This is a genomic window from Candidatus Cloacimonadota bacterium (assembly GCA_020532355.1).
GTDB lineage: Bacteria > Cloacimonadota > Cloacimonadia > Cloacimonadales > Cloacimonadaceae > UBA5456.
In genome coordinates, this window is sequence record JAJBBD010000126.1 from 1 (window position 1) to 13,354 (window position 13,354).

A 13,354-nucleotide genomic window follows, 5' to 3' on the forward strand; every position below is an offset into this window, starting at 1 on the left:
GAATGGGTACAACGGCTTCCGTATCTAGCTCGTAAAGGTTGCAATGCTTCAATTCATCCATTGTGAATAAAGAGTTTCGGATTTTTTTTTGCCAAAGCAAGCAGCCGTGATCCAATACCAAAACACGCGCTTCTTTGGCTAAAACGGAGATTACCCTTGTGAACGTCCCCCAATATATACTAAAGCTAAGGTGTTGCTTATATGCTTCTTTGGCAGTTTCCATCAAGCCTTGTAACATAAATCTGTAATGTGCGGCACTAGCATTGGAAATCTCACTGGAGAGTATAAAGCACACGCGTAAGGGAATTTGAAGCTTGTTGGCGTATAGAACGGCAAAATCTAAAGCGGGATTATTCTCTATCCTTTGAGCTTGTTGCATCCAATACAATACATAATTGCCCGAGTTATCGCTAGATTCTTGGGTTCTTAGTATTCTTTGGTTTAAACAACTATCAATGTCAATCATTTATTCTATCCGCTTCCACTATTATGCAAGTCATAATCCAAAACGTCATCAATAAAGTTGAACACATAAATAACGAACAATAAACTGCTCTTTTCCGAAAAACCAAAAAACCATCTTTACCTCTTATCCATAAGAAATCGTAAATCACTTATGATGTCAAGTAAAAGCAGAAAGGCATCTGCTTAAATTAAAGTAATCTGTCCATTCTTTTCCACAATGTAATCTTTTTCATCTCCTGCCCAATGCTTCAAGCTATTCTAAAGCATAATTCAAGCCGATGTAATCCCTAATCTTAGGCATAATCTCGGGATGAACCTTGCCTAAGCATTGCCTGGAACTGTGAGTGTTGCTTCTCAGAAACGATTAAATGAGCCTAGCTTTTTGTGATTAAGACCATGTTTCTATGATTATTTACTATCCAAGACTATATGTAGATTTGTCCGATAATGTGATTTAGGTTAGACCCTAAATGCCGCGTTGAACAGAGCTTAAGACGATACAGGCATCTTAGCATTTTATTGCTAGATGGATTGGTATGCATAATGGCACTCCTAAAACGATACGGCTAGCAAAACGTATGATGTCTTTTTTCAGCTTTTTCTATATCGTAAAAACAACTTGACAAAACTACGATAATACATATAGTGATAGCGTCAGGTGAGAAACATATATTTTGCACTAGGACAAGGGAGAAGACTTTGCTGTTACAGAAGTATTTTGAATCGCGAATGCAGATGATTGATGAGGGCTTGATTAGCGCTTTAAGTTTTGACAAGCGTTATGCTGGGCAATTGAAGGAAGCTATTGCAAAAGCCGTTATTCCTGGTGGGAAAAGATGGCGTCCCTTATTGCTGGTCTCGATATTTGAGATGCTTACAGGGTTGAAGAAAAACAACAAAATCCTTCCAGATGTCATAAAAGCAGCTTGTGCGGTTGAGTTGGTTCATAATGCAGCTTTAATTCATGATGATCTTCCCTCCGTAATGAACAAAAAAGAGCGTCGCGGCAACTTAGCCCTTCATCAGGAATATGGCAATGCGGTGGCGATTCTTGCTGCCGATGCGCTTTTTACTTTAGCTTTTGAAATAATGGGGGAGATCAAGGATGCACGGAAGGCAAATCTTGCTATTCGTAGCCTTGCGCTTAATGCCAAGAGTTATGGTATGATAGGTGGGCAGGTAATAGATCTTGCAAGCAAGCGCAAGGTAATGAAAATTAACACCTTGCGATATATAGATATGAAAAAAGTTGGCTCATTACTTTATGCCAGCGCAGAAATAGCCTGCATCCTTGCCGGTGCAGATGAAAGCACTACAGGCATAATGTGCAGTTACGCAGTAAATTTGGGTATGGCATATCAGATGATTACCGACATCGAGAAAGATTACTCCCGTGGTAGTGACGGCTTGGACTTTTCGGAGGAATATGTGCCGGTATCCAAAGCCGGTTATACCGGGCTAATGGGTTTTGATAAAACTCGCAAACAGGTGGAAGGCTTATTGGAAGAATGCTCGCGCAGCATAAGCCCATATCCAAATAACGCAGTGTTGATGGAGTTCATTCAAATGATTAAGGAGAGGCTACCATAATTTGTCATGATAGATATTCATTGCCATATTATTCCCAATATCGATGATGGTTCTAACGGGTTAGATAAAAGTATAACTCAACTGGAAAATATGGAAAGGGGCGGCATCAAAAAAGTGTACCTTACCTCTCATTATTTTCGAGGTCATTACTATTACTCCCGAGCAGAATACGATAGCAAAATGAATGCCTTAGCGCAAGCCGCAAAGCAAGCAGGTCTAGATATCTGCCTGCAAAGTGGATTTGAAATCTTTATCCAACCGGGTATTTGTGAAGATATCAAAGCAAAAAATCTTACCTTAGGCGATAGCCCCTACGTACTTATAGAATCAGAATTAAATGGTCTGCCGTCAGATTTCTACGATAATGTTTATCCCCTGCTGAGGGCAGGATATAAACCCATTTTGGCGCATGCGGAACGTTATGTGAGCATAATGAAAAAGCCGGGAAGAGTGCGGGAATTGAACGATAAAAACATCTATGTGCAAACTAATGCAGGTGCCTTGGTGGGGCTTTATGGTGAAAAAGTAAGACAAACTGCTTGGACGATTATTGAAAATGGGTGGTCTCACTTTGTGGCTTCAGACGATCATGTACGAGGAGAATACCGCGCCATGTTCGATGCTTACGAGTTAATTTCGGATCGCATCGATGAACATACCGCTAACTTACTGTGCAAAGAATTTCCTGCAGCTATTGCCAGCGAAGAAAAGATACCTTATAGCTATGTGCATATTCATACCCTAAGAAAGCACCACCACAGAAGCTGGTTTCGGAGTATCTTTGGCTAAAGTTCTAATAACTGGTGTTACCGGTTTTGTAGGCAGAGCCGTTCTGAAGAGTTTGCTGCCATTAGATCATGAGATTCATGCTTTGGTGCGTCCCGGTACTTCCAAAAAAAGACTGCAAAATCTACACGATAACGTTTCAATTCACGCAGTAGATTTGGCAGACACATATGCCCTGCGAGATTATTTGAAAACAGAGGATTTCTCGGTGGTGATACACATCGGAGCTTTACGAGGCGGACGTAAGGCAAGCAGGCTGGAATACTATCGCAGCAATGTAAGCAGCACCGAACAATTTGTAGATTTTTGCCTCAAACATTCTGCTAAACTAATATTTTGTAGCTCGGTGGGCGTGTTCGGTGCGATTCCCAAAGAATTACCGGCAAATTCTCAAACCGAAAGAAACGCAGATAATTACTACCACTACACAAAGATTGAAGCCGAAAAGATTATCGGCAGAGCTGTCTTACATGGGCTTATCGCAGCAATAATCCGCCCCAGTATCACCTATGGCAAAGGAGATTATGGCTTTCCTTATCAATTAGTTAAACTGGTGCATAAATACTGTTTCCCCCAAATCAATAAACGCATTTGGATTCATCTGTGCAACATAGACGCATTAGTAGCTGCCTTTAGGTGGTGTTTACAAAACGACTTTGGCAGTTCATTGACTTGGAATGTGGCAGATAGAGAGCCGGTTGAACTTGGTGCTTTGGTAAACTTCATCTCACGTCAGGTACATAAAAAGAACTATCCCAGCATTTTCACCATCGACAGGCGTTTTTTTGCTGCGGGGGAAAAGCTATCCCGAATACTTAAAAATGAACTATTCATCAGCCGCTTTGAACTGATATCCCAAAGTTGGTTTTATGACGTGCAAGATTATTATGCTCAAATGAAGATCTCAGAGATAAAACCGCACTTCACAATTCCAGATTTCCAAATCACTATCGATGACTACCTGAAGAAATAATGGCTATTCCTATAATTAGAAACTGGAAATCATATTATCCCATTGCTAATGAAGGGCTTGGATCTTCTTATGAAAGAATAGTTCTTAATAATCTTTTGTTAAAACTATATAAGATAAACAGATATAAAACAGTCATCGAAAGCCCTTGTTTTGGATTTACGGGGATAAGCGGCATAAATCTGGTAGCGCTTGCCCAAAAAGGATGCAAAGTTATTCTTGAAGATCATGATCTTGACCGCATCGAATTGGTTGGCGAAACATGGGGACAGCTTTCTTTACCGGTAGAACTGCACTTCAATTTGGATTATTGTAAGCTGGACTATCCAGATAAATCTATTGATTTTGGGTTCAATTTCTCAGCCTTATGGTTTGTGTCAGATCTGCCAATATTCTTAAGTGAGCTATGTCGAGTAGTAAGAAAACAAATTCTCATTTGTGTGCCCAATCGAGATGGAATAGGCTTTAAGGGGCAATTGCGGGGCTATAGTAAAGAGCTATATCCCAATCTGCATCCAGAAAATATAGATCCACACAGTATAATTTGGCTTATGCGCAAACTAGGCTGGAGCCTGGTTGAAGAGAATTATATCGATTGCCCGCCATGGCCGGATATCGGAATGAATAAAGAGGAATACCTGAAGCAAATAATGGGCAAAAAGATTGTTGAACCTAGTCCCAAATCTAACCTTATCAACGCAAAATCCATATCTATTATGCCATATTACCTTGGTGAAGACCCAAGCTTTGCCAATAGGATGCTGCGTTTTGGGTTTCTTGAAAACAATGCTCCAAAGTTTTTCAAACGCATTTGGGCACATCATCATTATTATCTGTTTAGTCCGTGAGCAAACGTAATAAGATTTTCCTAATTGTAGGGGCAATAATCGGATTTGGGCTGATATTGCTTTGGTTGAGATACATTCCGCTTAACGAAGTAAAGATGTATTTTAAGCAGATAATCCCAATATATGTTGTGTTGGCGGTAGTTACATATCTCTTGGCTTACTTCGTGAGATCCTATCGGTGGAATCTTATTCTGAGACAAAACATTACCCTTCCGGTAAGAGATACATGGTTATATGCGATGGGGGGAAATCTGGTTAATTATATAATTCCCATCAGAGCAGGAGAACTGGTTAAGGCATGGTTTATCAAAAAGAATCATCAAATGGCGATGTCCCAAACTCTTGCCTCGGTGTTTATAGATAAAACCTTCGATACACTTGCCATAATTAGCGTAATTGTTCTTATTCCATTTCTTGCCATCAATCTAAACATGGGGCTAAGCATCCTTCTTATGCTGTTGATTCTGGTGTTTGTTATATCGGTGGGAGCGTTGTTGTTGGCGGCCTGGCGTAAAGACCTTATCTTAAAGTACTTGGTTCTGCTAATACGACTATTTCCAAAGCGTTTTCAAACCAGGCTTGAAGGGACAATAAACAATTTTGTAGAGGGCTTGAATCTGCTTGAACACAGGCCCCGTATTCTACTGGGGGCAGTGCTTCTAACTGGATTGGGTATATTGCTGGACGGTTTGTATTTCTTCCTTATGTTTAAAGCTTTTGGTATCCAATTCAGCTTTATTATGGTGCTTTTTGGCTATACTCTCATCAATATGAGCTATGCATTACCTCAACCTCCAGCTCAGTTAGGTAGTAATGAATGGATGATGATTATTATATTTAGTATGGGATTTAGTTTGACAAAGTCGAGTGCATCGGCGATAATGGCATTTGCTCATATCTTGACGGCAATGCTAATGGGACTTGTGGGATCGATCGCTTTTGCCGTTTCGGGATATGAGGTTGTACAGATGATTATTAAAGGAGAGAAAATAGATGGATAACAACATAGTGCGTATTCAGGAATTAAGTATCGCAGTAAAAGAATTGAAACAAGAAATGGCTAAAGTGATTGTTGGTCAGGAAAAGGTTATAGATAATGTGCTTACTGCACTCTTTGCAAACGGACATATACTTATCGAAGGAGTACCGGGACTTGCTAAAACACTAATGATATCCTCTTTGGCGCAAAGTCTTTCTCTCAGTTTCTCTCGCATTCAGTTTACTCCAGATCTGATGCCTTCAGATATTACCGGATCGGATATCTTGGTATCGAATAAACAAACTGGCATGCAAGGTTTTGAATACCTCAAAGGACCTGTCTTTGCCAATATCATCCTTGCAGACGAAATAAACCGCACTCCTCCTAAAACTCAATCTGCTTTGTTACAAGCTATGCAGGAAAACACTATCACCAGTGGTAATAAGACATGGAGATTGGAAAAACCATTTATTGTGATGGCTACCCAAAATCCTATAGAACAAGAAGGAACATACCCTCTTCCTGAAGCGCAATTAGATCGTTTTATGTTCTATATAACTATAGATTACCCCACTTACGAAGAGGAAATTATGATAGTGGAAAACACAACCGGCAGCTTAGAGCCGCAAATCTCTCCCCATTTGGGAGCGCAGCAAATAATCGCCCTTCAAAAGGCGATTAGGGATCTTCCTGTTAGCGAACACGTATTGAAATATGCGGTAGATTTGGTGCGAGCAAGCAGACCCAACAATCCGGATACCGATCCAGAAATAAAGCGCTGGGTAAGCTGGGGAGCAGGTCCCCGTGCATCCCAATACCTCATTATGGGAGCAAAAGCAGTGGCAGCATTAAATGGCAGATTAAGCCCTTCCGAAGAAGATGTTCGCCAGGTTGCACCCATAGTATTGAAACACAGAATATTGGTTTCGTTTGCTGCCGAAGCAGAAGGCATCAACTCTGCCGAAATAGTATCTCGCCTGCTGGAACTAAGAAACTAATGCCCAAGGAGGCAAAATGAAACGCCTGATACTAATAATCATGGTATTATATACCGCTCTTTCTTGCTTTGCGATAGATAATAGGTTTTTGTTTCCTTTGGGAAGAATCCAAGCTTCCGAGGCTTATAATATTGATGTATCCGAAGGGAATGTTCTGGTTCGCAACCAACGGCAGTTGTGGATTTATAGCACATTTAACGCTTGGCAACCTCGCTTAGAGACTTCGTATCAATCGTTGTATAAAATAGAGGATGTAAACTTCCAGGGCGGAAACTACATCTACGCATCTAGCCAAGAAGCAACCAACACACTAAGCCCGATTGATTCTCTTAACCAATTTGGAAAGATATTTTTTGTAAATACTCTAATTGGAGATAAGATTACCCGAGAAGGAGCAACTCTTTATGTGGCAGATCGTTATAGAGGAATAGATATTATCAATGTTGGTCGGGGTGGATCTAATGACCTTTTGGCCAATTTCGCTGAAAAATGGGGCGTAAGAGATTTTATTGCCGAATACCCTAACATCTATGCACTTAACGATTTTGGTTTGGTAACGGTAGATATTAGCGACCTAAGCTCTCCTTTGAGTATAGCTACTAACTATCAACTAACAGATGCTCGCTATTTGGTTAAAAACAATGAGTATTTGTATATAGCCGCAGGGAAAGATTTGTATGTGCTATCTGTGCGAGACATAAAAAAACCGGTTCAACTAGGGCAGATGCGCATGTTTCACGATATTCAAGCTCTTTCGGTGAAGGACAATCGTTTATTTGTTGCCATGGGCCAAGGAGGAGTAAAGATTATTGATATATCAATTCCTGCCAAGATAGTAGATTTAAATACCTTCTATCCACCGTTTCCGGTTTATGATATAGCTTTAGAAAACGATTATATCTACATAGCGATGGGAAAAGAGGGATGGATGATTTACGAGTACAGATAAAGTGAATCAAGCGGTTTAACCCCAATACCGCATATCCGAATTGTTCAGCATTTTCTTTAACCAGGCTTTCAATAGCAATCAAGGGCAAATACCATATCGTTGTCTTTTCCAATTGACAAAGTATAGCTATCGTTATTTTTGCATCCCAAGAGGTATGAAAATTGAAGACAAGTATCAAAATCAAAGGTGCTTCCGAGCACAATTTGAAAAACATAGATTTGGAAATCCCCCGCAATAAACTAATTGTTTTTACCGGTGTATCCGGAAGCGGTAAAAGCTCTTTGGCTTTCGACACACTTTATGCTGAAGGGCAAAGGCGTTATGTAGAATCTCTTTCTGCATACGCAAGGCAGTTCTTAGGGCAGATGGACAAACCCAAAGTGGATTTTATTGAAGGACTCTCACCGGCTATATCCATCGAGCAAAAAGCAAGCAGCAAAAATCCACGCTCTACTGTGGGGACAGTTACGGAGATTTATGATTATCTACGAGTTTTATATGCACGAATTGGCATCCAACACTGCTATAAATGCGGAGATCCAGTTGGTTCTCTAACCGTAGATCAGATGGTAGAGCACATTATGCAAAATCCAGAGGGCACAAAACTTCAGATCCTTGCACCCATTGTTCAAAATCGCAAGGGAGAGCATAAAGATGAGCTGGAACAGTTACGCAGCGAAGGTTTTGTACGCGTGATGATCAATGGTGTGTTACGAAATCTGGATGAAAAGATAGTACTAGACAAAAAAAGCAAGCACAATATCGATGTGGTAGTGGATAGACTTGTAGTTAAAGATGGTGTAGAGAGCCGGATGGCAGATTCATTGGAATTAGCTTTGAAGCTAAGTGATGAACTAATAAAGATCGACTATCCAGATTCAAAAGAAACAGACTTACTCTCGTCTAAGAACTCATGCGCCAAATGTAATATCGGTTACGAAGAGCTTAGCCCACAGAGTTTTTCCTTTAACAGCCCCATTGGTGCATGTGTAGCATGCAACGGGCTTGGTTACCGCTTGGAGTTTGATCCGGAATTGGTAGTGCCAGATGAAGATCGAAGTATTATGGATGGTGCGGTTATTCCTTGGGGGAGATTGGAAGCCAAAAAATCCAGTTGGACGATGAATACAGTTTCAAATCTTGCAAATGCATATAACTTTGAGCTAAATACTCCTTGGAAGAATCTACCTGATATAGCAAAACAACTTATCCTGTATGGATCGGGAAATAAAAGATTTCGTGTTGCTTGGCAGAATGCACGAGGTAAAGGCGAGTTCATGATGCGCCATGAAGGCGTTATTCCTCAACTTAAAAGGCGTATGCGCGAAACCACATCCGAAGAAATGAAACGATACTACATGCAATTTATTAGCGACAAAGCCTGTCCGGATTGTAATGGGAACAAACTAAAACCAGCTTCTTTAGCGGTTAAAGTGCAAGGCAAATCCATAGCTGAAATTACTAAAATGAGTGTGGGAGAAGCTTACGACTTTTTTTCAACTCTTAGTTTAAGCGGAAATCATAAATTGATAGCAGAAGAAGTGTTAAAAGAAATCCGTGCCCGTTTAGGTTTTTTGAAGGCGGTTGGATTGCATTATCTCAGCCTGGATCGTCGTGCACCCACGCTTTCCGGGGGAGAATCCCAACGAATTCGTTTAGCAAGTCAGATTGGCTCTCAATTAGTAGGCGTTATGTATATCTTAGATGAACCCTCAATTGGCTTACATCAAAGGGATAACACCAAATTAGTAAGTATGCTGCTACATCTTAGAGATTTGGGTAATTCTGTAATCGTTGTAGAGCACGATGAAGAGACTATGCGCAGCGCAGATCAAATTGTGGATTTTGGTCCTCGGGCTGGGGTATATGGTGGTCACATTGTAGCGCAAGGCTCGTTGGAAGCCATTAAGAATTGTTCTGAATCTATAACGGGAGCATATCTTGCCGGTAGAATGCTGATTCCCATCCCAGAGAAGCGATTGCAGCCAGATTCTCGCTTTCTAAGTATTATCGGTGCTATGCACAACAATCTAAAGGAAATGAACGTAAAGATTCCCTTAGGGATGTTTGTTTGTGTTACTGGAGTATCCGGAAGCGGTAAAAGCTCTTTGATAAATCAAACTCTTTCCCCATATTTAAACAATCATTTCTTCAAATCGAACCATAAAGTGGGCAAATGTAAAGAAATCCTTGGCTTAGAGCATATTGACAAAGTGATCACCATAGATCAACAGCCGATTGGACGCACTCCTCGTAGTAATCCTTGTACCTATGTAAAGCTTTTCGATTCCATCCGTAATCTTTTATCCGAATTACCGGCATCAAAGATGAGGGGATACAAGCCGGGACGTTTTTCCTTTAACGTTAAAGGTGGCAGGTGTGAGGCATGTGATGGAGCCGGAGTGCGCCAAATAGAAATGCACTTTATGGCCGATATTTACGTAACTTGTGAGGTTTGTAAGGGTAAACGATATAATAATGAGACTTTAGCAATACGTTATAAGGGTAAAAACATCAGCGAAATACTGGATATGGATGTACAGGAAGCCATTGAGTTTTTCGATGCCATTCCAGCCATTAAGAATAAGCTAAAAACCCTTCATGAAGTCGGTTTAGATTATATAAAGCTGGGGCAACCTTCCACCACTCTATCCGGAGGAGAAGCTCAGCGAATCAAACTTTCTAAAGAACTCAGCCGCCCATCCACCGGAAATACTCTATACTTGCTGGATGAACCAACAACCGGTTTGCATTTTGATGATATCAACAAACTTCTAAAGGTGCTAAACAAGCTGGTAGCAATGGGAAACACGGTGGTAGTGATAGAACACAATATGGATGTGATTAAATCTGCCGATTGGGTTATAGATTTGGGTCCCGAAGGAGGAGATAAGGGCGGCGAAATCCTAGCCGAAGGAAGCCCCGAAATGATTATGGGATCCCCAAAAAGTTCTACAGGTGAGTTTCTCAAAAAACACTATGATTATCAGATGGAAAACTTAAAACCTCCATCTAAAAAAGCACCTAAGCACAAGAAGGGGAAATAAATATGCATATCCGCTTCAGCTACCAAGCACTTACTGCCGGAAAGTATGAAGTGGGGATTGCGGGAGATTTTACTTACTGGAAGATTCTTTCTTTGCAGGATTTTGGCGGGCTATACTTAATAGATTTTGACCTCAAACCAGGTCGCTACCGTTATAAGTTCATCATCGATGGCGTTTGGAAACAGGATCCTTCCAATCCTTCCTATGAGCCAGATCCTTATGGGGGGCTAAACTCGGTTATTGAAGTTAAGAAAGAGCTTGGCATAAACTCGTGGGCAGAAGCTCTCAAAGCAGCTGCCAAGCAAGATACCCGATCGTTCATAACTTGCTACCGCCCATCTGCCAAACAATTGGAAATGCGCTTTAGCTGGTATCATAATCTTGCCGACGAAATATGCATTTTATACAAGGATACTAGCTTACCCTTATACCCTTTGGGACGCAGCAATGGCCTTATGTTGTGGCATTGCCTACTTGAGATAGATGCAACGCAAAGATTCCATATTCGCATTAAGCACAAAAACGAAACTATATATATGGGCATGGAAGGCTTTGTAAGCTCTATGGATGAGGATCTTACGCCTCTGGTGATCGATCCTGATGCCTGGCAGATATTCGAAATTCCCATGTGGTTAAAGAACTCAGTTGTGTATCAGATATTTCCCGATAGATTTTATAATGCCAATCTTGATAACGATCAAGATTTTTCTGAGGATTATTATAACGATTGCCGCACCGCACCTGCACCAGGCGAAATCTTGGGTCCCAACCGGGAATACTATCATTTGGTACAAGATTGGAATGATATCAGCGGTTTACAGCAAAGTCCCTGGCAGGCTAAGGGGATTCCAGATTGGTATTCATTTTATGGAGGAGATATAGCAGGTATAAGCCAAAAGCTTGATTATCTTAAAGATATAGGTATAAATATAATCTATTTTAACCCATTATGGGAGGCAAAATCTAACCACAAATACGATGCAGCATATTTTGATAAGCTCGATCCCCATTTTGGTAATGAGGCAGAGCTAAAGCAATTGGTGGCACTTGCGCATCAAAATGGTATCCGCATCATACTGGATGTTGCTTTCAATCATAGCGGAGAAGCTTTTTGGGCGTTTAAAGACACCATAGTCAAGGGAAAGAACTCGGCATACTGGCATTGGTACGATTGGTACAAATGGCCTTTACCCAAGCCATTGCCACTAGATTTTCAGCCGAAAGAATTTTACCAGTGTTGGTGGGGCATAAAAGATATGCCAGATCTAAATTATGACCTTTCTCGCCGGCATCCCTATGAAAACTACATTCGGGATATCAACAATGCCGAAGTAAACTGGGATTTGGTAAATCATGTTTTGGATGCGGCATCCTGGTGGATATCGGAGATAGGTATGGATGGTTTTCGCTTGGATGTTCCCGATGAAGTACCTTGGTGGTTTTGGCAGCTTTTCCGAGAGCGCATTAAAGGTTTGAAGCCAGATGCCTGGCTAGTTGGTGAAATTTGGCATAATGCCGAGGCTTGGATAGGGGGCAAATACTTCGATTCGGTGATGAACTATGCCTATTTCAAAAACCCAGTGCTGGAGTTTTTTGTGCAAAACCTGTGCTCGGTTCAGGAGTTTAAACTGCGTATTGAAGAGGGATTGGCTACTTATCCAATGCATGCCAGTTGGGCGATGATGAATCTCTTAGGATCTCATGATACCGTGCGTATTCGCCGATTGGCTAAAGATGAGCTCACCAAAATAATGTATGCCATATTCTTTCAAATGACCTTTGTAGGCATCCCGCACATTTATTATGGCGATGAAGTTTATATGGATGGGGGCAAAGATCCCGACAATCGCAGACCATTTAACTGGGATTGGCAAAAAAGCCCAACAGCAAAAAGCTTGCATGGATTTTATAAAGAACTAATTAAATTGCGCCTCAATAACAGGCTTTTGATAGAGGGAGAATTCAGTTTTATGGCATCGTGCCCGGAAGTGATTCTCTACAAACGCTATCAAAATACAGATTGCCTATATTGCGCCATCAATACTGCGAAAGAAGAGAAACTCCTTAACCATAGCGGGGAGATTATCTATGCCCATCATAAAGTAAGAAAAACTGCCGAAGGAATGATTCTATCTCCTAAGGCTATGTGCATAGTACACAGCAAGATATAGAAACTATCCCCATAGATACTTAATTAGTGAAATCTCGTTTCTGTGCTAGGATTACCCAAAGCATCAAGTTAGTATTATCGGAGGATGCGGCAGAGATGATCCCGCTTGATCCGATAATGCCTGCCTTAAGTATGGGCGATATTAGCTTGATACCTTACCGGTGATGTCTGATGATAAAGACCTTCGTTCCTACCGAAAGCAAAGCAGAACTGCTTTTATAGCAGTCAATTAGGTAATATCAATCGTTTGAGGGCTCTTTTCCTCATCATTCCGTTAGGACGATTGTAGCGGAATCTTACGGGAAATATCCTTAAGTCTATTTTTAAAAAAGTGTAAGCGATATTATATTCATTCAAGTGTTACTGTAGACGGTACCCGGAAATGGTCTGCCAAGCTCCTGCTTGGCAGAGGCAGCAGAGCTGCCATCAGAAGCGTGCTTTGCTCGCTGTGGCAAGCGGAGCTTGCCACCCCAGCTTGCCTGAAGCGCCCATTTGAAGAATTTTCTGTAGATCTATGGTGCCCACTTAGTTTTAAAGAGAGCCATAAATTAA

At 41.1% G+C, this 13,354-nt stretch carries 11 protein-coding genes; 9 read left to right on the forward strand and 2 right to left on the reverse strand.

Going from position 1 to position 13,354, the window contains the following annotated elements; all coding sequences use genetic code 11:
- Positions 1–466 (reverse strand): deoxyribodipyrimidine photo-lyase (locus tag LHW48_04490; protein MCB5259719.1); only part of this gene is annotated, 466 nt, incomplete at its 3' end.
- 698 nt (positions 467–1,164) lie between these two features.
- Here LHW48_04490 and LHW48_04495 point away from each other — a divergent pair.
- The 9 genes from LHW48_04495 to LHW48_04535 all read left to right on the forward strand — a co-directional run bounded on the left by LHW48_04495 (position 1,165) and on the right by LHW48_04535 (position 12,803).
- On the forward strand, positions 1,165–2,055 hold the full coding sequence (locus tag LHW48_04495; protein ID MCB5259720.1) for a polyprenyl synthetase family protein: 891 nt from the start codon (positions 1,165–1,167) through the stop codon (positions 2,053–2,055).
- A gap of 6 nt (positions 2,056–2,061) precedes the next feature.
- Positions 2,062–2,844, forward strand: coding sequence for a capsular biosynthesis protein (locus LHW48_04500; GenBank protein MCB5259721.1), 783 nt, complete (start codon positions 2,062–2,064; stop codon positions 2,842–2,844).
- Positions 2,837–3,814 carry an NAD(P)-dependent oxidoreductase gene (locus LHW48_04505; GenBank protein ID MCB5259722.1) on the forward strand — a complete coding sequence of 326 codons (978 nt, stop codon included), beginning with the start codon at positions 2,837–2,839 and terminating at the stop codon, positions 3,812–3,814. Before LHW48_04500 ends, LHW48_04505 begins: the two co-directional genes overlap by 8 nt.
- Positions 3,814–4,659, forward strand: a complete 846-nt coding sequence (locus tag LHW48_04510; GenBank protein MCB5259723.1) for a class I SAM-dependent methyltransferase — start codon at positions 3,814–3,816, stop codon at positions 4,657–4,659. Before LHW48_04505 ends, LHW48_04510 begins: the two co-directional genes overlap by 1 nt.
- On the forward strand, positions 4,656–5,660 hold the full coding sequence (locus LHW48_04515) for a flippase-like domain-containing protein (protein MCB5259724.1): 1,005 nt from the start codon (positions 4,656–4,658) through the stop codon (positions 5,658–5,660). The genes LHW48_04510 and LHW48_04515 overlap by 4 nt, the downstream gene beginning before the upstream one ends.
- Positions 5,653–6,636, forward strand: coding sequence for a MoxR family ATPase (locus tag LHW48_04520; GenBank protein MCB5259725.1), 984 nt, complete (start codon positions 5,653–5,655; stop codon positions 6,634–6,636). The genes LHW48_04515 and LHW48_04520 overlap by 8 nt, the downstream gene beginning before the upstream one ends.
- Positions 6,637–6,652: 16 nt before the next feature.
- Positions 6,653–7,585: a hypothetical protein gene (locus LHW48_04525; protein ID MCB5259726.1), complete on the forward strand. Its 933-nt coding sequence runs from the start codon at positions 6,653–6,655 to the stop codon at positions 7,583–7,585.
- 161 nt (positions 7,586–7,746) lie between these two features.
- Positions 7,747–10,632, forward strand: coding sequence for an excinuclease ABC subunit UvrA (gene uvrA, locus LHW48_04530; protein MCB5259727.1), 2,886 nt, complete (start codon positions 7,747–7,749; stop codon positions 10,630–10,632).
- 2 nt (positions 10,633–10,634) lie between these two features.
- Positions 10,635–12,803 (forward strand): cyclomaltodextrinase, encoded by a 2,169-nt coding sequence (locus LHW48_04535; GenBank protein MCB5259728.1) that lies wholly within the window; start codon positions 10,635–10,637, stop codon positions 12,801–12,803.
- A 348-nt stretch (positions 12,804–13,151) separates the two neighbouring features.
- Here LHW48_04535 and LHW48_04540 read toward each other — a convergent pair.
- The coding region (locus LHW48_04540) for a hypothetical protein (protein ID MCB5259729.1) at positions 13,152–13,354 on the reverse strand (203 nt) is incomplete at its 5' end.

Bases quoted from the DNA above. Each gene is read 5' to 3' on its own strand.
- LHW48_04510 (MCB5259723.1), top strand. From the start codon at position 3,814: ATGGCTATTCCTATAATTAGAAACTGGAAATCATATTATCCCATTGCT.
- LHW48_04525 (MCB5259726.1), top strand. From the start codon at position 6,653: ATGAAACGCCTGATACTAATAATCATGGTATTATATACCGCTCTTTCT.
- LHW48_04500 (MCB5259721.1), top strand. From the start codon at position 2,062: ATGATAGATATTCATTGCCATATTATTCCCAATATCGATGATGGTTCT.
- LHW48_04535 (MCB5259728.1), top strand. From the start codon at position 10,635: ATGCATATCCGCTTCAGCTACCAAGCACTTACTGCCGGAAAGTATGAA.
- LHW48_04520 (MCB5259725.1), top strand. From the start codon at position 5,653: ATGGATAACAACATAGTGCGTATTCAGGAATTAAGTATCGCAGTAAAA.